The 24,927-nt window shown below is 64.1% G+C and carries 23 protein-coding genes and 1 pseudogene; 11 read left to right on the forward strand and 13 right to left on the reverse strand.

Annotated elements, in window-relative coordinates:
- Window positions 1-25: 25 nt before the first annotated feature.
- Both BUC40_RS01895 and BUC40_RS01900 read left to right on the forward strand, forming a co-directional pair.
- Window positions 26-1,705: a C13 family peptidase gene (locus BUC40_RS01895; RefSeq protein ID WP_073262064.1), complete on the forward strand. Its 1,680-nt coding sequence runs from the start codon at window positions 26-28 to the stop codon at window positions 1,703-1,705.
- A 290-nt stretch (window positions 1,706-1,995) separates the two neighbouring features.
- The gene (locus BUC40_RS01900) at window positions 1,996-2,637 is read left to right on the forward strand and encodes an NAD-dependent epimerase/dehydratase family protein (RefSeq protein WP_073262066.1); all 642 of its coding nucleotides are present in this window, start codon (window positions 1,996-1,998) and stop codon (window positions 2,635-2,637) included.
- 48 nt (window positions 2,638-2,685) lie between these two features.
- Here BUC40_RS01900 and BUC40_RS01905 read toward each other — a convergent pair whose 3' ends face one another.
- On the reverse strand, window positions 2,686-3,999 hold the full coding sequence (locus tag BUC40_RS01905; RefSeq protein ID WP_073262068.1) for a CitMHS family transporter: 1,314 nt from the start codon (window positions 3,997-3,999) through the stop codon (window positions 2,686-2,688).
- A 198-nt stretch (window positions 4,000-4,197) separates the two neighbouring features.
- Here BUC40_RS01905 and BUC40_RS01910 point away from each other — a divergent pair, with 198 nt between their 5' ends.
- The gene (locus BUC40_RS01910) at window positions 4,198-4,884 is read left to right on the forward strand and encodes an SDR family oxidoreductase (RefSeq protein WP_073262070.1); all 687 of its coding nucleotides are present in this window, start codon (window positions 4,198-4,200) and stop codon (window positions 4,882-4,884) included.
- A gap of 281 nt (window positions 4,885-5,165) precedes the next feature.
- On the opposite strand, the gene BUC40_RS01915 is transcribed toward BUC40_RS01910, so the two are convergent.
- Window positions 5,166-6,266, reverse strand: a complete 1,101-nt coding sequence (locus BUC40_RS01915; RefSeq protein ID WP_073262072.1) for a calcium:cation antiporter — start codon at window positions 6,264-6,266, stop codon at window positions 5,166-5,168.
- A 158-nt stretch (window positions 6,267-6,424) separates the two neighbouring features.
- On the opposite strand from BUC40_RS01915, the gene BUC40_RS01920 reads away from it, so the two are divergent.
- Window positions 6,425-7,372 carry an adenosine deaminase gene (locus BUC40_RS01920; protein WP_073262074.1) on the forward strand — a complete coding sequence of 316 codons (948 nt, stop codon included), beginning with the start codon at window positions 6,425-6,427 and terminating at the stop codon, window positions 7,370-7,372.
- A 438-nt stretch (window positions 7,373-7,810) separates the two neighbouring features.
- Here BUC40_RS01920 and BUC40_RS01925 read toward each other — a convergent pair whose 3' ends face one another.
- From BUC40_RS01925 to BUC40_RS01940, 4 genes are all read right to left on the reverse strand, one after another.
- Entirely contained in the window at window positions 7,811-8,290 is a 480-nt protein-coding gene (locus BUC40_RS01925) for a copper chaperone PCu(A)C (RefSeq protein ID WP_073262076.1), read from the reverse strand.
- Window positions 8,291-8,345: 55 nt separating this feature from the next.
- Window positions 8,346-9,713, reverse strand: a complete 1,368-nt coding sequence (locus BUC40_RS01930) for a PepSY-associated TM helix domain-containing protein (RefSeq protein WP_073262078.1) — start codon at window positions 9,711-9,713, stop codon at window positions 8,346-8,348.
- Window positions 9,714-9,786: 73 nt separating this feature from the next.
- Window positions 9,787-10,182, reverse strand: a complete 396-nt coding sequence (locus tag BUC40_RS01935; RefSeq protein ID WP_073262080.1) for a DUF2946 domain-containing protein — start codon at window positions 10,180-10,182, stop codon at window positions 9,787-9,789.
- A 58-nt stretch (window positions 10,183-10,240) separates the two neighbouring features.
- Complete coding sequence (locus BUC40_RS01940; protein ID WP_073262082.1) at window positions 10,241-11,158, reverse strand: LysR family transcriptional regulator; 918 nt, start codon at window positions 11,156-11,158, stop codon at window positions 10,241-10,243.
- Window positions 11,159-11,264: 106 nt separating this feature from the next.
- On the opposite strand from BUC40_RS01940, the gene BUC40_RS01945 reads away from it, so the two are divergent.
- The gene (locus tag BUC40_RS01945; protein ID WP_073262083.1) at window positions 11,265-11,552 is read left to right on the forward strand and encodes a putative quinol monooxygenase; all 288 of its coding nucleotides are present in this window, start codon (window positions 11,265-11,267) and stop codon (window positions 11,550-11,552) included.
- Window positions 11,553-11,566: 14 nt separating this feature from the next.
- Entirely contained in the window at window positions 11,567-12,583 is a 1,017-nt protein-coding gene (locus tag BUC40_RS01950) for a zinc-binding alcohol dehydrogenase family protein (RefSeq protein ID WP_073262085.1), read from the forward strand.
- 295 nt (window positions 12,584-12,878) lie between these two features.
- Here BUC40_RS01950 and BUC40_RS01955 read toward each other — a convergent pair.
- The 5 genes and pseudogenes from BUC40_RS01955 to BUC40_RS01975 form a co-directional block, all read right to left on the reverse strand.
- A pseudogene (locus tag BUC40_RS01955) lies at window positions 12,879-13,759 on the reverse strand (ChaN family lipoprotein).
- A gap of 223 nt (window positions 13,760-13,982) precedes the next feature.
- On the reverse strand, window positions 13,983-14,750 hold the full coding sequence (locus BUC40_RS01960; protein WP_073262087.1) for a heme ABC transporter ATP-binding protein: 768 nt from the start codon (window positions 14,748-14,750) through the stop codon (window positions 13,983-13,985).
- On the reverse strand, window positions 14,750-15,787 hold the full coding sequence (locus tag BUC40_RS01965; protein ID WP_073262089.1) for a FecCD family ABC transporter permease: 1,038 nt from the start codon (window positions 15,785-15,787) through the stop codon (window positions 14,750-14,752). The genes BUC40_RS01960 and BUC40_RS01965 overlap by 1 nt, the downstream gene beginning before the upstream one ends.
- Window positions 15,784-16,668 (reverse strand): heme/hemin ABC transporter substrate-binding protein, encoded by an 885-nt coding sequence (locus tag BUC40_RS01970; protein WP_073262091.1) that lies wholly within the window; start codon window positions 16,666-16,668, stop codon window positions 15,784-15,786. The genes BUC40_RS01965 and BUC40_RS01970 overlap by 4 nt, the downstream gene beginning before the upstream one ends.
- A gap of 72 nt (window positions 16,669-16,740) precedes the next feature.
- Window positions 16,741-17,802 (reverse strand): hemin-degrading factor, encoded by a 1,062-nt coding sequence (locus BUC40_RS01975; protein WP_073262093.1) that lies wholly within the window; start codon window positions 17,800-17,802, stop codon window positions 16,741-16,743.
- Between the two features lie 195 nt (window positions 17,803-17,997).
- Here BUC40_RS01975 and BUC40_RS01980 point away from each other — a divergent pair, with 195 nt between their 5' ends.
- Complete coding sequence (locus tag BUC40_RS01980) at window positions 17,998-20,202, forward strand: TonB-dependent hemoglobin/transferrin/lactoferrin family receptor (protein WP_073262095.1); 2,205 nt, start codon at window positions 17,998-18,000, stop codon at window positions 20,200-20,202.
- A gap of 85 nt (window positions 20,203-20,287) precedes the next feature.
- Window positions 20,288-20,605 (forward strand): Rieske (2Fe-2S) protein, encoded by a 318-nt coding sequence (locus BUC40_RS01985; RefSeq protein ID WP_073262097.1) that lies wholly within the window; start codon window positions 20,288-20,290, stop codon window positions 20,603-20,605.
- A 95-nt stretch (window positions 20,606-20,700) separates the two neighbouring features.
- Here BUC40_RS01985 and sfsA read toward each other — a convergent pair whose 3' ends face one another.
- The gene (sfsA, locus tag BUC40_RS01990; protein ID WP_073262099.1) at window positions 20,701-21,411 is read right to left on the reverse strand and encodes a DNA/RNA nuclease SfsA; all 711 of its coding nucleotides are present in this window, start codon (window positions 21,409-21,411) and stop codon (window positions 20,701-20,703) included.
- A complete protein-coding gene (locus BUC40_RS01995) occupies window positions 21,401-22,582 on the reverse strand; it encodes a pyridoxal phosphate-dependent aminotransferase (protein WP_073262101.1) in 1,182 nt (393 codons plus the stop codon). The genes sfsA and BUC40_RS01995 overlap by 11 nt, the downstream gene beginning before the upstream one ends.
- Before the next feature lie 331 nt (window positions 22,583-22,913).
- On the opposite strand from BUC40_RS01995, the gene dksA reads away from it, so the two are divergent.
- From dksA to BUC40_RS02010, 3 genes are read left to right on the forward strand one after another with little or no spacing between them, the layout of a single operon-like run.
- A complete protein-coding gene (gene dksA / locus BUC40_RS02000) occupies window positions 22,914-23,357 on the forward strand; it encodes an RNA polymerase-binding protein DksA (protein ID WP_073262103.1) in 444 nt (147 codons plus the stop codon).
- Window positions 23,358-23,416: 59 nt separating this feature from the next.
- A complete protein-coding gene (gluQRS, locus tag BUC40_RS02005) occupies window positions 23,417-24,304 on the forward strand; it encodes a tRNA glutamyl-Q(34) synthetase GluQRS (protein ID WP_073262104.1) in 888 nt (295 codons plus the stop codon).
- 52 nt (window positions 24,305-24,356) lie between these two features.
- A complete protein-coding gene (locus tag BUC40_RS02010) occupies window positions 24,357-24,887 on the forward strand; it encodes a hypothetical protein (RefSeq protein WP_073262106.1) in 531 nt (176 codons plus the stop codon).
- Window positions 24,888-24,927: the final 40 nt, after the last annotated feature.

The following is a 24,927-nucleotide window of genomic DNA, read 5'->3' on the forward strand; positions in this document are numbered from 1 at the left end:
CGCCCATCCGACCAGGACGTCCCGCATGCTTCGCCTCGCGCCATTGGCCCTGACCATCGCCCTCACTGCCTGTGGCCAGAGCGCTTCACTGCTGCCCGCCGACGCGATTCTGCCGGACGGTTCGCGCTATCACGGTGAGGTGATCGCAGGCCTGCTGCAGGGCGAAGGCCGCCTCGACTATCCCAATGGCAGCCGCTACGTCGGCCACTTCGTCGATGGTCAGCGCCATGGCGCCGGGGAGTGGCAAGGCGCCAATGGCGAGCATTACCTCGGTGAGTTCGCCGCCGGCCGTTATGACGGCCAAGGCACCCTCAAGAAGGGCGATGGCAGCAGCTACAGCGGCGGCTTCAGCCAGGGACAGTTCAGTGGCGAAGGCATGTTGCAGGAAGCCGGACAAACCTATCGCGGGCAATTTCGTGCTGGCCGCTTTCACGGTTTCGGTATTCTCGAGCAGGCCGACGGCAGCCGCTTCCAGGGTGTTTTCGCCAAAGGTCTGCCGGATGGCCAGGGCATGCGCGAGGACGAACAGGGCAACCAGCTTTCCGGGCACTTCGTTGGCGGCCAGCTCAAGGGCGCCGGCAACTATCGCGGCAGCGATGGTGACAGCTACGACGGCGAGTTCAAAGACAGCCTGTTCCATGGCAAGGGTCGCTACCAGAGCGCCGGCGGCGATGCATGGAGCGGCACCTTCATCGAGGGCGCACTCAACGGTAAGGGCGAATACAGCGGCAGCGATGGCAGCCGCTACATAGGGCAATTCCGTGACTGGCGCTACCAGGGCGAAGGCCACCTGCAGCAGGCCGACGGCAGCCGTTACGACGGCCAGTTCGCCAATGGCCAGTTCAACGGCGTGGGCATCTTACTCAATGCCGATGGCAGCAAGCAGCAAGGCACCTGGCGGCGCGGCCTGTGGGTGCGCGACGAAAACGGCCAGGCACTACCCGACCCGCTGGAAATCGGCCTACTGAAACAGGGCGAGCTGCTCGACAGCGCCATCGCTGCGCTGCCGGCCTCCACCCCGCGCAGCGAACTCTACGCCCTGACCCTGGCCGGTGACGGCAAGCAGAGCGTGTTCCTGCGCGAAGCCGACTACGTGGCCGACCTGCTCACCGAGCGGTTTTCCGCATACGGCCGCATCACCCTAGCCAACCACCGCGATCACCTGGCAGATCGCCCGCTGGCAACCCGCGAGAACCTGCGCCGCGCGGTGCAGGCCATCGCCGAACGCAGCGGGCCGGAAGACCTGGTGTTTATCTATCTAACCAGTCACGGCTCGCGCACTCACGAGCTGAACCTGGATCAGCCGCGCCTGCAGCTAGGCGACCTGCCTGCCGACGAGCTGGCCGATCTGCTCAAGCCGCTGGCCGAGCGCGACAAGGTGGTGGTGATTTCCGCCTGCTATTCCGGCGGTTTCATCCCGGCGCTGAAAGACGACAAGACCCTGGTAATGACCGCTGCCCGAGCCGACCGCGTCTCGTTCGGCTGCTCCGAGGAGGCTGAATTCACCTACTTCGGCCGCGCCCTGTTCGCCGAGGCGTTACAGCAGACGGATGACCTCGAACAGGCCTTCAAGCTGGCAAGCGCGGCAGTGGCAGCGCGTGAGAAAGCGGACGGTTTTGAAGCCTCCGAGCCGCAGATCTGGGCGCCGCCTGCCGTGATCGAACACTGGAATGCCCTGCGCCAGCAGAGAAGCGAAGCGCCTTGAACGATAAATCGGCCACAGCCCTCTAAACTCCATAACAGGCTGCTGAAAAGCGTAGGCGAGGCAGCCAGTGCAATACCGATGGCGGCCCCGCAAAAACAGCCGAAACGTAGCGCAGCGGAGTAACAGCCGAAGGCTGGCCCGCAGGGCGAACGAAGTGAGTCAAAAGTGCAGTTTACATGCTGTAAGTGAGCATTTTGACTGGGCTCGCAGGCGAGGCTGTTTTCAATGCAGCGATGCCAAGGCAGGTAGTTTTCAACGGCCTGATAATGAATAGCAGTCGAGGATCGACCATGTATCTGACTCCCCAGCACATTCTTCTGGCAGGCGCCTCGGGCATGACCGGCGAACACCTGCTCGACCGCCTGCTCAACGAACCCACCGTCGAGCGCGTGCTGGCCCCGAGTCGCAAGCCGCTGGCCGAACACCCGCATCTGGAAAACCCGGTTGGCGAACTGCTCGACCTGCTTCCCGGCCTCAACGGCCCGGTGCATACCGCGTTCTGTTGCCTGGGCAGCACTATCAAGCAAGCGGGCTCGCAGGACGCCTTTCGCGCCGTAGACCATGATCTGGTGGTAGCCTTCGCCGCCCGCGCACGGGAATTGGGCGCGCGGCATCTGCTGGTAGTCAGCGCGATTGGCGCCGACTCGGGCTCATCGGTGTTCTACAACCGTATCAAGGGGCAGACCGAGGAAGCCCTGAAGTCTCAGGGTTGGCCGCAACTGACCATTGCCCGCCCTTCCCTGCTGCTCGGCCCACGCAACGAATTCCGCCTGGGCGAACGGCTGGCTGCGCCCTTCCTGCGCTGGCTGCCAGGCAAGCACCGCGCTATCGATGTAACGGCGCTGGCCCGCGCCCTGTGGCGCCTGGCTCTCGAAGAAGGCGAAGGGCTGCGCATCGTCGAGTCCGACGAGCTGCGGCGCCTAGGGCGCTAAAACAAAAAACGCCGTTTTCACGGCGTTTTTATTCAACACAGGTGTTTTTTAGAACAGGCCGATGGCCCAGGCCGTGGCGAACAGCGCCAGCGAGAAGCCCCACATCCACCAGAACGAATAGCGAATGTGCTTGCCCATTTCCAGGCGCGCCAGGCCGAGCGCCAGCCATAGTGCCGGCGAGAACGGGCTGATGAAGGTGCCGATGATATTGCCGATCATCAACGCGTAAACCACGCTCGGTGCAGCGACACCATGGTTCTCGACCACTTCCATCACCACTGGCAGGAGCCCGAAGTAATAGGCGTCGGTGTTGAGCAGGAATTCCATGGGGAAACCGAACACACCCAGAATGATGTGTAGCTGACCGACCATGCCGGCGGGCAGCACCTTGACCAGATCTTGAGCGATCGAGGTGAGCATGCCGGTGCCGGACAGAATGCCGAGCATGGAACCGGCTGCCAGAATGATCATGCCCATACCCAGGGCCGCCGAAGAATGCGCGGCGATGCGCTGCATCTGCATCTTGCCGTTGGGATAGTTGATCAGCAGCGCCAGGCTAAGGCCAATCATGAACACGTAGCCGGCCGGCAGCACGCCGGTGAACAGCGCCACCAGCACCAGCATGAACAGCCCGAAGTTAACCCACATACGGCCCGGGCGCTCCAGCGCGCGCTCTTCGTCGCTGATCTGGCCGGGCGCACCGATGTGCTCCTCGGAGCCATCGTCCACCAAGGTGCCGCCGGTCGCGGCAATGCGACGCTGCTCGCGCCAACCGAGAAAGGCGGCCAAAACCACCAGCAGGACGACACCGGTACCCTGAATGGCCAGCAAAGGGCGCCACAGCTCGGTGACGTCGAGACCAGTAACGGCCGCCGAGCGGCCCAGCGGCCCTGCCCACGGCACCATATTGAGGATGCCAGCGCCGGTGGCCAGTAGCATCAGCATCAGGTAGGGGCTCATGCGCAGCTGCTTGTACAGCGGCAACAGCGCAGGAATGGTCAGCAGGAAAGTGGTCGCACCAGCACCATCGAGGTGAGCCAGCATGCCGATGATCGCGGTGGCGACCGCAACGGCGATGACGTTGCCGCGGGTCAGTTTGACCAGAAAGCCGATAATCGGACGGAACAGGCCAGTGTCCTGCAGCACACCGAAGAAGGTGATGGCGAAGATGAACATGGTGGCGATGGACACCACCTTGCCGACGCCGTCGGTGAAGAACCCGGAGATCTCCTCCGCGCCGAAGCCCGCACATAGCGCACCCAACAAGGGCACTACGATGAGCGGCAATACAGGTGACATGCGCCCGCTGAGCAACATCACCACCAGACAGAAAATGGTCAACAAGCCAATCAGGGTCAACAAACCGGGTTCTCCTCTTTTTCTTGTTCAAGTCGGTGCGGACACGGACACGAGGCGCGGACTCTAGACCAAAAACCTTTCACGAACCTTTATGGCCTGAAGTGCTAACCCCATGATTTGTCAGTGAATATGTAGTAACTCCAGGTAACGATTGCGCAGCCTTGCTAAGCTGATGGGCCTTGCCATTAGCGGAGTTTCGTCATGCCCTCGAACAGAACTGCCTTGATCATCGGCGCCTCGCGCGGCATCGGCCTGGGCCTGGTGCGCCAGCTGCACGCTGACGGCTGGCAGGTGACCGCCACCGTGCGCAACCCGGCAGGCGCCACCGAGCTGCAGGCCCTGAGCGGCGTGCGGATCGAATTACTGGATATCGACGACGGCGCCGCACTGGAAGCCCTGGTGCAGCGCCTGCAGGGCCAGACCTTCGACCTGCTGTTCGTCAACGCCGGGATCATCGGCCCGAGCCATCAGTCAGCCGCCAAAGCCACCGTCGAGGAACTCGGCCAGCTGTTCATGACCAACGTGACGGCGCCGATCCATCTGGCCGAGCGACTGGTCGGCCAGCTGCGCCCGCGCACCGGCGTACTGGCTTTTATGAGTTCGGGACTAGGCAGCGTGGCCAACCCGGAAGGCAATAACCTGGCGCTGTACAAGGCCAGCAAGGCGGCGCTCAACTCGCTGACCAACAGCTTCGTCTGCGAGCTGCCAGAGCCGCGCCCGACCGTGCTGTCGCTGCATCCGGGTTGGGTGAAGACCGACATGGGCGGCGAAAACGCCATGGTCGAAGTGGCCGACAGCTGCCGCGGCCTGATCGCCCAGGTCGAACGCTTCGCCGGCCAGGGCGGCCACCACTTTGTCGACTATCAGGGCAGTCGCATCGCCTGGTAAGCACCTGAGAGCCTGTTCATTATCTTGGGATTTTGGCTGCAACGTGGCGATAGCGGACGGTCGTTCCCGTAGGGTGGACAACGCTCTTTTTGTCCACCATTACGGTCATAGAGCGGTGGACGGATGAAGCGTCGTCCACCCTACGAACAGCGACGCGGAGCGTCCATGGATGCATTCCCACGCGGAGCGTGAGGAACGATCAGTTGAATCGGAGCACGAGCGACCACTCCTGCCTTATAAAAAACCAGCGTTCATACCCACAAGGGATCGTGTGCAGGCTCTTACAAACCCAACATCGCCAACATGATGAACGTGGCAAACAGCACGAAGTGGGTCATGCCCTCGATGGCGTTGGTCTCACCGTCATTGAGGTTGATGGCGCAGACGATCAGGGTGATGAACACCATCACCGTCTGCACCGGGGTCATCGCCATCTGGAACGGCTGACCGCTGTACAGCGCCATGGCCTCCATCACCGGCACGGTAAGGATCACCGTTGACAGCGACGCGCCCAGGGCGATGTTGACCACCGACTGCATGCGGTTGGCCAGCGCCGCCCGCAATGCAGTGAGGATCTCCGGCGCCGCGGAAATGCCGGCCACCACGATGGCAGTCAGCACCGGGGGCGCGCCGGTACCTTCCAGGCCGACATCCATCGCCAGGGACATCACCTCGGCGAGCACGCCGATGACGATCACCCCGAACACCAGCACGCCAATCGACCAGGCCACATTGACCTGGGATTCATCCTCGCCGCGGCCACGCCCTTCGCTACCGCGGTGTTTCTTCTCCGGGTAGCTGTAGCTGAAGAAGTAGCTGTGTGGGCCCACCTGCATGCGCAGGAACACCGCGTAGAGCACCAGCATGGCGCCGATGGTGAACATCGAGTACGCCTTCCAGTCCGCCTCTGGAATGAACTCGGGCACCACCATGGAAATGCCCATGGCGGTCAGGATCATCACGCTGTAGCTGCGCGCCGAATCGTCGTTGTAGGACTGCTCGCCGTGCTTGAGGCCGCCCATCAGCGCGGCCAAACCAAGGATGCCGTTGATGTCGAGCATCACTGCCGAATAAATGGTGTCGCGCACCAAGGTCGGCGACGCCTGATTGCTCATCATGATCGCCAGGATCACCACCTCGACCAGCACCGCCGACAGGGTGAGGATCATGGTGCCGTAGGGATCACCGACCCGCTCGGCCAGTTGCTCGGCATGGTGAGCGACGCGCAACGAGGCACAGACGATAGCGGCGATCAGCGCCACCGCGCCGGCCAGGGCAATGGCCTGGCCATGACCGAGCAAGGCGTGCTCCATCGGCAGCGCGATAAAGGCGGCAAGCACGGCCAGCAGCAGCCAGTATTCCTGCTTGATGGCATTCAACATGGGCGATTCCTTTCATATAACAGCAGAACGATCCTGCTCCGACTGCAACATCCGGTAAATAATTCCAGTCGCTTACCGTTGGTGCCGTTCAATACCGCATGCTTGGACGCATGAGGGTAAACTTGTCGATCACGTTTCTAGCTGACCGAGATTTACCCATGTACGACTGGCTCAACGCCCTGCCCAAGGCCGAACTGCACCTGCACCTCGAGGGCTCCCTCGAGCCCGAACTGCTGTTCGCCCTGGCCGAGCGCAACCGCATCGCCCTGCCCTGGAACGATGTCGAGGCGCTACGCGCGGCTTACGCCTTCAACAACCTGCAGGAATTCCTCGACCTGTATTACCGCGGCGCCGACGTGCTGCGTACCGAGCAGGATTTCTACGACCTGACCTGGGCCTACCTGCTCAAGTGCAAGGCGCAGAACGTGGTGCACGTCGAGCCGTTCTTCGACCCGCAGACCCACACCGAACGCGGCATTCCCTTCGAAGTGGTAATGCGCGGCATCAAGGCGGCCTTGGTCGATGGCGAGAAGAAGCTGGGCATCAGCCATGGCCTGATCCTCGCTTTCCTGCGTCACCTGCCCGAAGAGCAGGCCTTCCAGACCCTGGAGCAGGCCATGCCGTTTCGCGATGCCTTTATCGGCGTCGGCCTGGACAGTTCCGAGAAAGGCTTTCCGCCGCGCCTGTTCGAGCGGGTGTTCGCCAAGGCCCGTAGCGAAGGGTTGCACGCCGTGGCCCATGCCGGCGAGGAAGGCCCGCCCGAGTACATCTGGGAAGCCCTCGACCTGCTGAAGATCGTGCGCATCGACCATGGCGTACGTGCCAGCGAAGACGAGCGCCTGATGCAGCGCATCATCGACGAGCAGATTCCGCTGACCGTCTGCCCGCTGTCGAACACCAAGCTCTGCGTGTTCGAGCACATGGGCCAGCACAACATCCTCGACATGCTCGAGCGCGGCGTGAAGGTAACCGTCAACTCCGACGACCCGGCCTACTTCGGCGGCTACGTCACCGAAAACTTCATGGCCCTGCACGAAGGCCTTGGCATGAGCGAAGCGCAGGCCAAACGCCTGGCGCAGAACAGCCTGGATGCGCGACTGGTTTGAAACGCCGGTAGATCGATCGGTTGTAGGGTGGATGACGCTTCACCCATCCACCCTACCGTGTTGTTTGTGCCCTCAGTTCCGCTCTGGCGAGCGGGTTTCTTTTGGCATTGCCCGGATGGCCGGCCCCGCCAAAAGAAACCAAAAGGTCTAGCCCCGACATCCGGCCCCGGCTTCGCCGGGGTTCCCTCGCTACATCGTTGCTCCGAGGGCACTCCGCGAAGGGCCATCCTTGGCCCATCGCGGCTCTCGCGGCATCCATGCCGCTCAACCATCTACACAACGATTCCGCTCGGCCTCCTGAAGGGGCAATGGATGTCGCCTGTTAGCCTTGTGGAAAAGAACACCAAGAAGCTGAAAGCAAGTGAGCTTGATCCGCATAAACGCACGGTTCTAACAAGGAGGACTTCTAAACGACCAGTAGAAGGCAAGCATCTGCAATCAATGCCCCATATGCTCATGCCCACCTTCCGCTGCCGGCTCATCCTTCTGCACCGCCACCTCCACCATCACCGGGCCGGCCTTCTCGAAGGTCAGGGTCATCGGGAAGCGGTCACCGGCCTGGGCCTGCTGCTTCAGGTTGAACAGCATCACGTGGTAACCCATGGGCGCAAACTTCACCTCGCCGCCGGCGGGAATCACCACGTTGTGCACCTGCTGCATCTTCATCAGGCCGCCCACGTGGGCGTGCTCGTGAATCTCCGCCTTACCGGCCACCGGGGTTTCGACGCTGAGCAGGCGGTCATCGGCATCGCCCTTGTTGTGCACCACGAAGTAGGCAGCAGCAGTCGGGGCTACCGGCGGCATTTCCCGCGACCAGGGGTGGTCGATATGCAGTTGGCCGACTTCGTATTCGTGGGCGTTGGCCAGCAGGCTGGTGGCGAGCAGTACAGCGGTCAGAGCCAGTTTCTTCAGGGTCATGGTGTTTCTCCTTCAAACGAATTCGGGTCGGCCGCTGCGAGGCGGCCGAGCGGGTTCAGGCCAGGCGTCGAGCGCCGAGGCGTGACAACAGCAGATAATCCAACGCCCAGATCGCCAGCAGCGAGGCGCCGACCAGGGGGAACAGCACGCCCAGGCCGATCATGATCGCCACGCCGACCTTCCAGCGCGGCAGGTCATGGCGCAGCGGCGGTACGCCGAGACTGCCACTTGGGCGGCGTTTCCACCACATGATCAGACCGCTGACCGAGCTGAGCAGAATCATCAGGCATACGAACAGGATGAACAGCTGATGTGGCAGGCCGTAGAGCTTGCCCTGGTGCAGCATCACGCCACTCTCGACGGCCCGCGCCGCCAGGCCGTAGTCAGCCCAGCGCACGTCCCCCAGCACGGCGCCGCTGTACTGGTCGACATGCAGGGTGGCGTCGTTGCGTGGGTCATCGGCGAATACCGAGATGGTATAGACCCCGGTCGGCGTGGCCGGAAAGCTGATGCTGTATCCCGGATGCACCCCGCGCTCGCTGGCGATATCCACCACCTGCTGCAAGCCCACGGTGGGGGTGGCGTTAGAGGCCGGCGCCGCGCCGCCATTGTGAGCCGCGTGCGGGTCGGACTCGGGTAGCGGGGTGTTTTCCAGCGCCCAAGGCACGGTCTGTTTATGGCTCAGGTTGAGCTCGCCAGCCTGGCGATCGGAGGTCGGCACCTGATCCCACATCGCCGCCGGGAACTGATTCCAGGCGCCGGCGAACTGCTTGCCCCAGAACCCCGTCCAGGTCATGCCGGTAAGCAGCATGAACAGCAGCAACAAGGCGCCCCAGAAACCGGTGACCGCATGCAGGTCGCGCCACAGCAATCGACCACGGGCCGTCAGGCGCGGCCACAGCACGCCGGCGCCAGCGCCGCGCCCACGCGGCCACCACAGGTACAGCCCGGAGACCACCAGCACCACACCCCAGCCGGCGGCCAGCTCGATCAACCGATCGCCTGGGGTGCCGATCAACAGGTCAGAGTGCACCGCACGCGCCAAGGCCTGCAGGTTGTTGCGCGTGTCCTGGGTGCCGAGGATTGCGCCCCCGTAGGGGTCGACAAATACATTGCGGGTGCGCTCACCGACCTTCACCACGAACAGGGCGCTACTGCTGGCGTCCTCCGGCGGCTGGTACTTGCCGATGCTGCCCTGGGGATAAACGGCCTGCACCCGGCCGAGCATCTCGTCAGCGGTCAGCGGCTGCCCCGACGCCTCGACCTGCAGCAGGTCGGCGTACATCAACCCGTCGAGCTGCGGCTTGAACAGGTAGATGATGCCGGTCAGCGACAGCATGATCATGAAGGGAATGACGAACAGGCCGGCATAGAAGTGCCAGCGCCAGGCCAGGTTATAAAACGAGGGTGTCGAGTTTTTCATGTGAAGCCTGATCTTGTGCATAGGCGAATTGCCCCCAGCGCAAACGCGCCGCAGGCAACGACAAGGAAGCGAATCAGGCGATAACGGGTGAGGCGCGGGGGTTGGCCGATGGCCACAGGTAGCGAACGGAGCCGCCAGGTTCGGCATTAGGCCGCGCGATTGCCGGGTGTAGCCGTGGCAACAGCCCCAGCAGGCCGAAGAAGGCCGCCAGAGCAAGGGCAACGAAGGTGGAGCACAGCGGGCAGCCGGAGCCCATGAATGGCATCGGCATAGTTGAGCCCGTGCTGCCCATGTCCATCGCGGCTCCGCCGCTTGCGCTGGCATCCATACCGCAATAACCGCCGTCCATCCCACTGAGCTGCAGGCCGGTCATCTGCCCATGGCTGACCGCACAGGCGAGCGCGCTGAACAGGATGCTGAAATACAGCACCCAGGCGAGCAACGAGCGGTCAGAGCGGGACAGGTTCATGGCTGGCGATTTTAGGGGCAGTGGCGGTAAACGGGCTGTGGTGGATTGCCGCAGCAGCTTAACGGCGCCACGGCGCCTGCGCCAGCAACTCGGCACAGCGCGCCTGAACGAACTCGCGCAGCAGGTGCACCGGCTTGCTCAATTGCTCGCGATGGGCGCAGATCAGGTTGAGCGGCGTCGGCTCGCCGCGCACCTCTGGCAGCAGCACCTGCAGGCGCCCGGCGTGCACATCGCCGGCCACGTCCAGCCAGGATTTGTACACCACACCCGCCCCTGCCACTGCCCAGCGGCGCACCACGTCGGCATCGTCACTGAGCCGGTCACCGGCAACCTGCAGGCTGTGCTCACCATCAGCCTCATGAAAGCGCCAGCGCTCGTAGGCGCGGCCACCGAGCATGTAGATCAGGCAGTTGTGCTCGCGCAGGTCACTGATCTGCCGTGGCTCGCCATGGCGCTGCAGATAGGCCGGCGCGGCGCACAGCACCCGGCGATTGCCCGGCGCCACCGGCAGCGCCACCAGGCTCGAATCCTCCGGCTCGCCATAGCGCAGGGCGATATCCACCCGCTCGCGAAACAGATCGGTAACCCGGTCGCCGAGCAGCAGGCGCAACTGCACCTGCGGGTGCGTTTGCATAAAAGTGTCGAGCCACGGCAGCAAGGTATTACGGCCAAAATCCGACGGCACCGAGAGCTGCAGCGGCCCGCTGATCGCGGACTTGCTGCCGGCCAGTTGCTGGCGCCCGGCCTCGAGGCTCTGCAGCACCTGGCGGGCATGCACCAGGTAGACCTCACCTTCGGTCGTCAGGCGCAGGCTGCGGGTGGAACGGGCGAACAGGCGTACCTGCAACGCGTGCTCCAGGCGTTTCAGCGCCGCACTGGCTACCGCAGGCGAGATATCGAGCAACCGTGCGGCCGCGGACAGACTGCCGACTTCGGCAGTACGCACGAACACCTGCAGATCATCCAGACGCAGCACAGTCGCTCACTTTCAAAAAAATATTGAAAGAGACTCTACTTGCATGCTGTTTTTCTTGCCACGCAAATAAACGAGCATGGCCCTCTCTCAAGAATGGAGCCCCACCATGACCCTGACACTGGTTGCCACCATCACCGCCCGAAGCGGCCAGGCCGATATCGTCGAAGCGGGTCTGCGCCAGCTGGTCAGCGCCAGCCGTGCCGAAGCCGGCTGCCTGCAGTACGACCTGCACCGCCACCAGGACGATGCCCATGTGTTCGTGATGATCGAGCAGTGGCAGGACAGCGCCGCCCTGGCCTTTCACCAGAACACCGACCATTACCGCCACTTCAAGACCACCTGCGGCGAAGCGTTGCAGGATGTCGCCCTGCAACCCCTGAACCGTATCGCCTGATTGCGAGGAAAACCATGAAAGCCGTCGCCTATCACCAGTCATTACCCATCGATAATCCCCAGGCTCTGCAGGACGTCCAACTGGATGCGCCAACACCCGGCCCGCGCGACCTGCTCGTCGAGGTGAAAGCCATCTCGGTCAACCCGGTGGACACCAAGATCCGTCGCAACGTGGCGCCCGAGGCCGGCCAGCCCAAGGTGCTTGGCTGGGATGCCACCGGCGTGGTCAAGGCTGTTGGCAGCGAGGTGACGCTGTTCAAGGTCGGTGACGAAGTGGCCTACGCCGGTGCCATCAACCGCGCCGGGGCCAACAGCGAGCTGCATGTGGTCGACGAGCGCATCGTCGGGCGCAAACCGGCCAGCCTGCCGTTCGCCGAAGCCGCCGCCCTGCCGCTGACCGCCATCACCGCCTGGGAACTGTTGTTCGACCGTCTGCAAGTGGCTGACGGCAGCGCCGACCAGGGCCAGAGCCTGCTGGTCATCGGCGCGGCTGGTGGCGTGGGTTCGATACTGGTGCAACTGGCCCGCCAGCTCACCGGGCTGACCGTGATCGGCACCGCTTCGCGCCCGGAAACCGAGGCCTGGGTACGCGAGCTGGGCGCCCACCACGTGATCGATCACCGCAAACCGCTGAACGAAGAACTGGTGCGTATCGGCATCCCCCAGGTCACCCACGTAGCCAGCCTGACCCAGACCGACCAGCACTACGACGCCATCGTCGAAGCCCTCGCGCCGCAAGGCCGCCTGGCCCTGATCGATGACCCGCTGCAGCTGCTGGACGTGATGAAGCTCAAGCGCAAGAGCATCTCCCTGCACTGGGAACTGATGTTCACCCGCTCGCTGTTCGAAACCGCCGACATGATCGAACAGCACCGCCTGCTCAACCGCGTGGCCGACCTGGTCGACGCCGGCACCCTGAAAACCACCCTGGGCGAACACTTCGGCACCATCAATGCCGACAACCTGCGCCGCGCCCATGCCCTGCTGGAAAGCGGCAAGGCCAAGGGCAAGATTGTGCTGGAAGGGTTCTGAAGCTCCCGTAGGGTGGGTTAGCGACGCCAGACATAGCTGTATCAGCCTCCGCCATCTTGGTGCGTCGCGTAACCCACCAGCCGATAGCAGCCATGACGCTCATGGTGGGTTACGGCGTATCGCCTTCCGCACAATCCTGAACATCTCTAACAGGCGCTTCACCCACCCTACGAAATCGAGGCAAACCCGCAGACGTAGGGTGGGTGGAGCGCCGCGTGGCACGATTTCAAAAATCCCATCTAATCAAGACGCGTCGCGTAACCCACCAATCGGTATCGACCGCCGGGAGCGTCGCCTACCGAAACTGCGCGCAATGATCCTCGGGCGGCAGTGCGGCGGTGTACCACACATAGTCCGCCTGCTCGGCCGTCACCGCTTTACCAACCTCGGAGAGGATCAGCACCTGGGCGCCAGCCGGCTCGCCCAGGTCAACCAGGTGCAGCGGCACGCCTAGATCGCGGCGCACGTGAAAGGCGCCAGCGAACAACATCGCCGGTACCGGCGCCTTTAACATTCTCTCGGCCATGCGCCTATCACGTTGCTGCTGCACAGCCAGCATTGCCGGCAACTGGCTAATCGGCAGCTTGTCGCAGTGCGACTCACGAATCTGCTCCAGCAGCGTTTTTTGCACTTCCTCGGCAGTCGAGGCCTCCCCCTGCAGAACCGGCTGCTGACGGTAGATGGCCATAATCTCGGCGCGGTCGAGGTTCGCCGCGCGCAGGGAATAATCCTGGGCCAGAGCGTGGCGCATAAGCGGGCCATAGAGCGCCCATGGCCAACCGTTGCTCCATTCCAGCGCCTTGGGCAGATCGGCGATCTGCAGGCCTTCGCGCAACTGCTGCTTCACGTCGTCGACCTGGAGCTGCTGGCTGCGAGCATTTCCAGCAACAGGCTACCTTGAGGCCGCCGCGCCTCCAGAGCACGCAGCAGCCAGAGCTGCAGGGCGTGATGATCGGGGTTGTCATGTTGCTCGCCAACCAGCACCCGCGGCGCCGCTGCCAGCCGTGCGACAAGCTGCTCGGGCGTCAGGTGCGCGCCGCTGCGCAGATCGATGATCCGGCCCAGGTCGGCGTGCTCACGGCCCCGTGGGCTTTGCCACTCGGGCAAAGGCGCAAGGGCTGGCTGGCTCTGACAGGCGGCGAGCAACAGCAGCACGGATAACAACAACGTACGCATCGGTTTTCCTTTAGAACCTGTTCACGATCTCGCGAGCTAGAGCCATACAAGGCCTAGGCGGCCCCACAAAAACAGGCGAGGAAGCGGAGTTTACGAGCTGTAAATGAGCATTACTCGCTCCGCTCGCCCTTCGGGCCGCGCTGAAGCGCGTTAGCCGCAAGCGGCTCTCCGAGCCTGTTTTTAACGCAGTAGGGCCGACGCGCAGCAGATCGTGAACAGGTTCTTAGCGAGCAACGATCAACGGATGCCCTCGCTCGGGGTGCTGCTGCACTAGCACCTCGAGGCCGAACACCGCTTGTAGCGGTTCGGCACGCAACACTTCCGCTGGCAAGCCGACAGCATGCGTGCGGCCCTCGTCGAGCAACAGCAGGCGGTCGCAGTAGCGCGCCGCCAGATTCAGGTCATGGAGAATGACCATCACCGCGGCGCCCTGTTCGGCGAAGCGGCGCACGGCCTGCAGGGTAGTGTGCTGGTGCAGCGGGTCGAGCATGGAAGTGGGCTCGTCGAGCAGCAGCGTCTGTTCGGCGCCGCCCGGCCACAACTGCGCCAGCACCCGCGCCAGGTGCACGCGCTGACGCTCGCCACCGGACAGCTCCAGGTAGCTGCGCTCAGCCAGGTGCTCGGCATCGGCGGCCTGCAGCGCCTCGCGGACGATCTGCGCGTCACGCTCGCGGCCAGTGTCGTGGGGCATACGGCCCATCATCACCACATCGCCGACGGCAAAACCGAAGCTCAGCGACGAACTCTGCGGCAGCACCGCCAGGCGGCGTGCGCGCTCCTTGCCCCGCCAGTCCGGCAGCGGGCGACCGTCCAGGGTGACCTCGCCGGCAGCCGGGCTCAGTTCGCCGCACAGCGCACCGAGCAAGGTGCTCTTACCGGCGCCATTGGGCCCAAGCACACCGAGCACCTGGCCGGGCTGCAGCCCGAGATCGATATCGATCAGCACCTGTTTGTCGCCACGCAGGATCGACAGCTTGCGCGCAGCTAGCATCAGGTACGCCCCCGCAGCAGCAGATAAAGAAAGAACGGCGCGCCGATCAGGGCGGTGACGATGCCGATGGGCAGTTCGGCCGGCGAGAGGATTAATCGCGCGAACAAATCGGCCAGCAATAACAGGCTGGCACCCGCCAGCGCCGAAGCGGGCAGCAGTACACGGTGATCGGGCCCGACCAGCAGGCGCACCAGATGCGGCACCACCAGACCGATAAAACCGATCATTCCGGCCGCAGCCACCGCCGCCCCGACACCCAACGCGGTGCAGAACACCAGCTCGCGCTTGAGCCGCTCCACCGCCACGCCCAGGTGGCGCGCCTCGGACTCGCCGAGCAGCAGGGCATTCAGCGCCTGGGCGCGGCGCGGCAGCCACAGCGCCACGGCGATGGTCACCAGCAGCAACGGCCACAGCCGTGCATAGCTGGCGCCGTTGAGGCTACCGAGGTTCCAGAAGGTCAGGGTGCGCAGGGTGGCATCGTCGGCCAGGTAGGTGAACAGGCCGATGCAGGCGAACGCCAGGGCATTGAGGGCGATGCCGGCAAGCAGCATGGTGGTGACGCTGGTCTGCCCGTTGCGGCGGCCAAGGCGATAGACCAGCGCCGTGACCACCAGGCCGCCGAGAAAGGCGCACAGCGATAGCAGATAAGGCGCAAACACCTCCGGCATCCCGCCCAAGGCCGCACCACCGACGATGGCGACTGCCGCGCCAAGGGCCGCGCCGCTGGAGACACCGATCAGCCCGGGGTCGGCCAGCGGGTTGCGAAACAGCCCCTGCATCGCCACGCCGCACAAGGCCAGCACCGCTCCGACCGCAAGGCCCAGCAGGGTACGCGGCATACGGATCTGCCCAAGGATCAGCTCCGCTTGCTGCAGGCCATCGGCCGCCAACGGCACACCGGCCAGGCGCAAGGCAGCGCGCAGGGTGTCCCCCAGCGGCAGGCTGACGGGGCCAAGCGCCAGTGACAGCCACAAGGCGAGCGCCAGCAGCAGCCCCAGTGCGATAAACAGTGAGCGCGGACTGATGGCTGCCTTCATGGTGTGGCGGGTTTGAGCGGCGCACGACCTGGGTAGAAGGCGGCGGACAGCTCGGCGAGACCTGCGGGAATACGTGGGCCAAGACCGCCGACCAACAGGGTCGGATCGATGGCCACCAGGCGCCCTGCCCTGCCGGCCTTGGTCGAGGCCAGCGCCGGGTTCTGCTTCAGCAGCGCCTGCCTGGCTTCATCACCGCCGAGGCGGCGGTCGGCGAAAATCACCACCTCGGGATCCAGCGCCAACAGCGCCTCGGTGGACAGCGTCTTGTAGCCGTCATGGGTGGTCAGGTTCCTGCCACCCGCGCGCTTGATCACCCAGGCAGCGGCAGTGTCCTTGCCGCCCGCCATGGGGCTGCTGCCGGCATGGCCGAGCAACAGCAGAACGGTCGGCGCCCGCGTTTCAGCCTGGGCCTTTGCCACCCAGGCAGCCTGTTCGTTCAGGCGGGTCTGATAGGCCGCGAACACGCTCTCGGCACGTGCCTCATCACCCAGCAGTGCACCGATGCGCTTGAGATTGCCATGCAGCACCTGCAGGTCGGCATCGGCAGGCAAGGTTTCGACCTTCACCCCCGCTGCCGCCAGTTGTGCCAGCACCGGTGGCGGGCCCATTTCCTCGGTGCCCAGCAGCACCTGCGGGCGCAAGGCGAGGATACCCTCGGCAGCCAACTGGCGCTGGTAACCCACGCTCGGCAACTTCTGCAGCGAGGCCGGGTGCTGGCTGGTGGTGTCGACGCCGACTAGCTTGCCCTCACCGCCGAGTTCGACCACCCATTCGCTCAACGAGCCACCGGCACTGACCCAGCGCTCTGGCAGGTTCTCGGCACTCGCCAGCGGCGACAACAGGCTGGCGAACAGGACGAATACGGCGAGGGGGCGGGCCATGGAGCAACTCCGGAAGCAAGGTTCGTATCGAGCCGTCCGAATGCGCAGACGGCCAGGGCTGGCAATTTAGCGTCAGGCTGACAGGGCTGGGGTTTGCTCGGCCAGGCGCCGCCAGTCGTCACGCTCCGGCACGCCCGGTTTGCGTGCACCGAACAGCTGCAGGATCAGCTCGCCATTGGCATCGAAGGCTTCCCAGCTGGTGATCACCCCATCGGCGCTCGGCTTGCGCACGCGCCACAGCGTGTGAACGTCATTGGCCTTGAGGTGCAGGTTGAACTGCGGGTCCAGCACGTTGAACCAGGTGTCCATCCATTTCAGGTTGCTGACCGGCCCGGTATGGATCTGGATGCAGTGGCGGTTGCCGACAAACACCATGATCGGCACCTCGGCCGCTGCCGCACGCTCGAACAGGCCGGGCAAGGCATCGGGCGCCAGCGGCTCGGCCCAGCCGCGACCGGCCAGGCGCAGCGCCTGAGTGCGGTTCGCGCCGTGGTTTTTCAGCAGGGCGAAGAAATGATGGGTGTCCTTCAGCGCGGCCCAGCCGGCGCGCAGCGACTCGCCGTCGATGGCTTCGTCCGGCTGCACGGCTGCGGGCTCCGGCATGGGCTTGAGCGCCAGCTCGGCGCTTTGCTGCTCATCGCGAAAACCTGCGACCAGCGGTTCCCAGGCGGCCAGCTCGCTGTGGTCGGTCAGGTAGACCTTGTGCACGGCGGCGCCTTGATGATCGAACACCTGGACGCTGCGCAGCACGCCACGGGGCGTCTGTTCGACCACCGCAAAGGCGCTGGCCCAGCCGCTGAGGAACAGCCGCAGATCGATATCCGGCGACACCACCAGGCCCATCTGGCCATTACCGGCAATCGTCACCTCGCGGTAGACGCCCTTGCGCTCGTGCACGCAGGACTCGTTACGGGTCAGGGCCATCACTTGACCGAGCTCGCCGAGCGCCGGCAGTAAAGCTGCCCAGTCAGCGCGCAGGCGCACCGCATCCACAGCCAGGCGACTGGCCGTCAGCTCGCCCTCGCTGACACCCAGCTGCGCCGCGGCATCCCGAGCCCGCAGATGCGGCTGCTCGGCGCGCAGGTTCTGCCAGGCGGCATACAGGCCTTCGCCGGCGACGGGTAGATCACTCATCACAGCAACTCCTTGTGGGCCCATCGACAGGTAGGGCGCCATGAATTGAAAAGGGTAAACGCCTTACACGGCGAGCGAAACCGCTATCAGGTGACGGATCCTAATCGACAAATAATCTCTTTTACAAATAAGAATCATTAATATTTAATCGGCCACCACGTCGCATCGTATTCCGGCATGATCAAGGAGAATCGCATGTCGAGTCGCCCGCCCTACCCGCTTCGCGCCTGCATGACCATCCTGCTGCTTGGCCCCGCGCTCGCCAGCGCAGAAATGCTGCAGTTGGAAAAAACCACGATCAGTGCAACCCGCACGGAACAGCCTGTCGATTCGGTCCCCAGTACCGTGACCGTGCTGACCGAGCAGGATATCGACCGCCAGAACGTGAAGAACATCCGCGATCTGGTGCGTTACGAGCCAGGGGTGTCGGTCAGTGGAACGGGCAGTCGCTTCGGCCTGGCGGGCTTCACCATTCGCGGCATCGGCGGCAATCGCATCCTCACCCAGGTGGATGGCGTGCCCGTGCCGGACGCCTTCGCCTTCGGGCCCTTCCTCGACGCGCGACGCAACTATGTCGACCCGGATACCCTCAAGCGCGTGGAGATCATCCGCGGCCCGGCCAGCTCGCTGTACGGCAGCGATGCCATCGGTGGCGCGGTCAGCTTCATGACCAAGGATGCCGCCGACTACCTGGAAGCCGGCGACGACAGCTATGCCCGCCTGAAAACCGGTTACGACGGCGCCGACGATAGCTGGTCACGCAGTGCCACGTTTGCCGCCCGCCAGGGCCGGGTCGACGGCCTGCTGCACCTGGGGCGCCGTGATGGCCAGGCGCTCGACACCTTTGGCGGCCGAAGCGGGATTGGAGCAGCGCGCGAAGAGGCCAACCATCAGGATTACAAGGCCAACAACCTGCTCGCCAAGCTCGGCTGGGACTACCTCGACGAGGATCGTCTGCAGCTGACCTACGAGCGCTACGAGGACGACGCCGATACCCGGGTGCTCAGCGAATACAGCAGCACGGCCACCGTGCGCACCTCGGACGCCACCGATAACACCGATCGCCAGCGGCTCAGCCTGCAGCACAGCTTCGCACTGGGCAGCGCGCTCGCCGACAAGGCCGAGTGGCAACTGAGCTATCAGCAAAGCCAGATTCGCCAGCGCACCTACCAGCAGCGTTTCAGCGCTGGCGCCTTGCGCGAGCGCAGCCGTGACTCGACCTATCAGGAAGACCTGTGGGCGTTCAATGCCAAGCTCGACAAGACCTTCGATACCGGCGCGGCGAGCCATCAGCTGATCTACGGCTTCGACCTCAAGCGCCTGGAAAGCAGTGACCTGCGCAAAGGCCGCGAAGTATTCGCCAGCAGCGGCCTGCCGGTTCCGGCCATCCCTGGCGATGAAACCTTCCCGCTCAGCGACTTCCCGGACCCGACCTCGACCGAATATGCCTTCTTCGTTCAGGACAGCATCGATATCGGCCGCTGGACCCTGCTGCCCGGCTTGCGCTACGACCACTACGAGATGAAGCCGGAGGTGACGCAACACTACCTGAACAGTCAGCCGATCAACCGCAACCCGGCCGATTACCGCGACGAGGCCATTTCACCCAAGCTCGGCATCACCTACCGGATCGACGACGCCCATAGCGTATATGGCCAATATGCCGCGGGCTTCCGCGCGCCGAACCCGGTGGATATCTTTGGCGAGTTCATCAACTTCGCGCGCAATTACCAGACCATCGCCAACCCGAGCCTCAAGCCCGAAACCAGCGACAGTTACGAAGTCGGCCTGCGCGGCCAGTACGCAACAGGCGCCTTTGGCGTGGCGCTGTTCTACAACCGCTATGACGACTTCATCGAGCAGGTGACGCTGGCGAATGACCCAACCGGTGCCGGGCGCATGACCTTCCAGTACCAGAACCTCGATCGGGTCACCATTCGCGGCGCGGAAGCCCATGGTGAATTGCTGATGGACAGCCTTGGCATGCCAGCTGGCAGCCACCTGCGCAGCGCCATTGCCTATGCGCGCGGCAAGGACGAAGCGAGTGGCCAGCCGATCAACAGCATCGACCCGCTCAAAGCCGTGCTGGGCCTCGGCTACGACGCGCCAAGCGGACGTTTTGGCGGCGAACTGACCTGGACGCTGGCAGCCGCCAAGAAACGCGTCGACCAAACGCAGATCGCCAACCAGTTCGAGCCCTCGGGCTACGGCACGCTGGATCTCAGTGCTTACTGGAACATCGGCTCCGGCATCTCGGTCAACGCCGGCCTGTTCAACCTGACGGACAAGCAGTACTGGCAATGGGGTGACGTGCGCAGCCTCACCGAAAACAGCCAGAGCCTTGGCCGTTACTCCCAGCCTGGGCGCCACGCGGCCTTCAACGTGGCCTGGGAAATCTGAGCACCAGCCCCTGGCGCACGCACATGCGCCCCTTCCATCGCCAGGCCGATGCGGGATAATCCCCCGCTCAGGCCTGGAGACACCGATGATTCGTCTATGTGCCCCCCATGAGCTACCGGAAGCTCAGAGCCGGGGCTTTTGCGTTGAAGACATGCAACTGTTCGCCGTTCGCAAGGAGGGTGAGGTGTTCGTGTACCGCAACCGCTGCCCCCATCGCGGTGTGCCGCTGGAGTGGCAGGCCGATCAGTTTCTCGACCCCAGCGCCAGCCTGATCCAGTGCGCCCGGCACGGCGCGCTGTTTCTGATCGAGTCCGGCGAGTGCGTGGCGGGGCCGTGCGAAGGCGAAGCGCTGCACGCAATCGACTGCCGAGAGGATGGCGAGGGGATCTGGGTCGATTTGTAGGTCGAAACCTGGGTATCGCTTCGCTCAACACCCAGGCTACAAGAGCAACGCGCTCCCGTAGCCCGGGTCGAGCGCAGCGACACCCGGGAGCGCCCTCAAGTCAGCAGCACATCCAGACGCCGTACTACCTCAATCCCCTGCGGCGAGATATCCACGCCATAGGCCAGCACCTCGACGCCCGCACTCACCGCGTCGGTCAGAACCGTCGCGTAGGCCGGGTCAATTTCCTTGGCAGGCCGCACGGCCTCGATACCCGACAGATTGACGCAATACAACTGCACGGCGCGCACGCCACTGCGCGCCAGGGCTGCCAGCTCGCGCAGGTGCTTGGCGCCGCGCTCGGTGCGCGCGTCGGGAAAGGCGGCCACGGCGCTGTCGGCAAAGCCCAGGGTCACGCTCTTCACCTCGACGAAAGCCACGCCACTCGGATATTCCAGGCAAAAGTCCACCCGGCTGCGCTCCACGCCATATGGCACTTCACGGCGCAAGGCGCTGAAACCGGCCAGCTCGGGAATCAACCCGGCACGCAGTGCTTCTTCGACCAGGGCGTTGGCTCGCGCGGTGTTGATGCAGGCCAGGCGCCCATGGGGCGTCTCGCCGACTTCCCAGGTTCCCGGCAGCTTACGCTTGGGATCACTGGAGCGACTGAACCACACCCGGCAACCCTCGCTCATGCAGTTGAGCATCGAGCCGGTGTTCGGACAGTGGATGGTCAGCAACTCGCCGCCAGCGGTTTCGATATCGGCGAGAAAGCGCTTGTAACGGCGCAGCAGCCGGGCTTCTTCGAGGGGCGGATCAAACTGCATCGGGCTGCCAGCTCTTCAGGCCACGGGCAATCCGCTCGACCGCTTCTTCCAGGCGCGGCAGGCTTTGGGTATAGGCGAAACGCACATGGTGGCCGGCCTGGTGACGACCGAAGTCCAGGCCTGGCGTGAAGGCGACGTGCTCGGTTTCCAGGAAATGCTGGCAGAAGGCATAGGCGTCGCCACCAAAGGCGCTGACATCGGCATACAGATAGAAGGCCCCCTCGGGCTCGACGGCAATACCAAAGCCGAGTTCGCGTAAGGCCGGCAACAGAAAGTCGCGGCGCTCGGCGAAAGCGGCGCGACGCTCCTCGAAGATGGCCATCGACTCCGGCTGGAAGCAAGCCAACGCCGCATGCTGAGCCATGCTCGGCGCGCTGATATAGAGGTTCTGCGCCAGCTTCTCCAGGTCCGCCACCGCCTCTTCAGGCGCCACCAGCCAGCCCAGGCGCCAGCCGGTCATGCCGAAATACTTGGAGAAGCTGTTGAGTACGAAAGCGTCGTTATCCACCTCAAGCACGCTGCTGGCGTCAACGCCGTAGGTCAGGCCGTGGTAGATCTCATCGACCACCATATGGCCGCCCCGCGCTTTCAGCGCTGCGCACAGTGCTGCCAGCTCGGCAGCGCTGAGCAGCGTGCCGGTCGGGTTGGCAGGCGACGCCAGCAAGGCGCCGACGCTGTCTCCATTCCAGTACTCGGCGACGCTTTCGGGGGTGAGCTGATAACGCTGCTCGGGGCCGACCGGCACCAACTGCGCCGCACCTTCCACCAGGCGCAGAAAGTGGCGATTGCACGGGTAGCCCGGATCGGCCAGCAACCAGTGTTTGCCGGGGTCGACCAACAGGCTCGCGGCCAGCAGCAAGGCACCGGAGCCTCCCGGCGTGATGAGGATGCGCTGCGGGTCTATGCTCAGCCGATAGCGCTGCGCGTAGAAACCGGCAATCGCCTCGCGCAAGGCCGGCAAACCGCGGGCGGCGGTGTAACGGGTATGGCCGGCAGCAAGCGCGGCCTGACCAGCGGCAACGACGGGCGCGGCGGTGGTGAAATCCGGCTCGCCGATCTCCAGATGGATGACGTCATGCCCCTCGGCCTGCAACTGGTTGGCCCGCGCCAGCAGCGCCATCACGTGGAACGGTTCGATCGCGCGGCTACGCGCACTGTAGGGCTGGGCCATGAAGGGTGCCTTGAGCTACTTATAAAGGTGGAATTCTATCAGGAGCACCCGGTCATACCGTGCCAACGCACCACTGAAATACGTGTTTACACTGCGACTGCAAAAGTCCGTTCGGCAGATAGCGCATAGCCTTCGGAGGCCTTCCAGGCCCCCTCGCAGAGCCGCTAACGATGCTCTATCGGACCAAGACGCACAACCGCGACATCCAGAGCTGGCGCGGCATGAGTCGATCTGGTAAGTTCGCCGGCTTGCAGTCGCAGGGCCGTTATTGTAAACGGCAAAGGACACATTCCCTGCGCAGTGGATTAGAGAGATTGAGAGGCGGTCATCCATGCCCACCAAAGCAAAAGCAACAACTGGCCAATTGATTCGTGGCTTCGAACCCTACAAGGAAACAAAGGGCGAGGAGTACATGAGCGAGGCGATGCGCGCCCACTTCACCAGCATCCTGAATAAATGGAAGCTGGAACTGATGCAGGAAGTCGATCGTACGGTGCACCACATGCAGGACGAGGCAGCCAACTTCCCGGACCCGGCAGACCGTGCCAGCCAGGAAGAAGAGTTCAGCCTGGAACTGCGTGCCCGTGACCGCGAGCGCAAGCTGATCAAAAAGATCGACGAAACGCTGCAGTTGATCGAAGACGAAGACTACGGCTGGTGCGATTCCTGTGGCGTCGAGATCGGCATCCGCCGTCTGGAAGCCCGCCCCACCGCCACCCTTTGCATCGACTGCAAAACCCTGGCGGAAATCAAGGAAAAACAGGTCGGCTCCTGAGTCGACTGAACGGGGCGCTTAGGCGCCCCGTTTCGTTTCGCCTGTTTGAACATCCCACCATGCAAAACACCGCCTATATCGGTCGCTTCGCCCCCACGCCAAGTGGCTATCTACACTTCGGCTCGCTGGTCGCTGCCCTCGCCTCCTACCTCGATGCCCGCTCCGTTGGCGGCCGCTGGCTGCTGCGCATGGAAGACCTCGACCCGCCCCGGGAAGCACCCGGCGCGCAGGATGCGATTCTGCACACGCTGGAACGCTACGGCCTGCACTGGGACGGCGAACTGGTACGCCAAAGCCAGCGCCATGCCGAGTACGAAGCGTTGGTGCAGCGTTTGTTCGACCAGGGCCTGGCATACGCCTGCACCTGCTCACGCAAACAGCTGGAAGGCAGCGGCGGCATCTATCCGGGTTACTGCGCCAATGCCGGCCACGGCCGCCACGACGCCGCCATCCGCCTGCGCGTGCCACAGCTGACCTACCGCTTCACCGACCGCGTACAGGGCGAGTACAGCCAGCACCTGGGCAGGGAAGTCGGCGACTTCGTGATCTGTCGCCGTGATGGTTTGTACGCCTACCAGCTGGCCGTGGTGCTCGACGATGCCTGGCAAGGCATCAACAACGTGGTGCGCGGCGCCGACCTGCTCGACTCGACGCCGCGTCAGCTCTACCTGCAGGAGCTGCTCGGCTTCTCGCAGCCACGCTACCTGCACGTACCGCTGATCATCCAGCCCGACGGCCACAAGCTGGGCAAGTCCTATCGCTCGCCACCCCTGCCCGGCGACCAGGCCACCGCGCTGCTGATCCGCGCCCTGCGCGCCCTTGGCCAGCCCACGCCGAGCGAGCTGGCAGCGGCCAGCGCCGAAGAGTTGCTGCAGTGGAGCGCCAGGCACTGGAATGCCGATCTCATCCCCCGTAGCCGTACCCTGGCAGAAAGTCAGTTGCGCTGAGCGCCGCTAACGGGCAGCCTTGCGCCCCCCCATCCATGCTCAGGAATCCGCCATGCGCGCCCAGCTCGAAGAACTCATCAGGAAAATCAGCTCGGGCTGCCTGCCGCAGGCCGAAATCAGCCGCATCGCCGACGAAGCCGCCCAGGCCTATGCCGACCCCGCCGCCTTCCTGGCCGCCAACCCGGACATCAATTACGACGACAGTTTCCCCATTCCCCTGGGCGAGTGGATGGTGGTCGGCAACCTGCCGGAGACCGTGCTGTTCCAGGCCGACAGCTATGAGGAGCTGTTCAGCCAGATCACCGAGTCGTTTGGCGCCGAAGTGAGCTTCGTGCTCACCGCCAAGCAACTGAAAAAGGTCGAGCCGCTCAAGGCGCTCAATCGCATTCAGGTGCAGCTCGGCAGCCTGTCGAAGGAAACCCAGGGCTACGTGCTGGTCGACTTCAGCGAACCGCTGGATGACGAGCTGCAGGCCGTGCTGGTGTACACCACCGACCTGCTGCGGGTGCTGGAGCTGGCGGTCGAGATCGGTATCTATGCGGCGCCCGCGTACGAGGCGCTGAAGGCCGCGCAGGCCGAGTAGCGCCTTACCAACCCGGGTATCGCTTCGCTCGACCCAGGCT

Source organism: Phytopseudomonas punonensis, from assembly GCF_900142655.1.
GTDB classification, from domain to species: domain Bacteria; phylum Pseudomonadota; class Gammaproteobacteria; order Pseudomonadales; family Pseudomonadaceae; genus Aquipseudomonas; species Aquipseudomonas punonensis.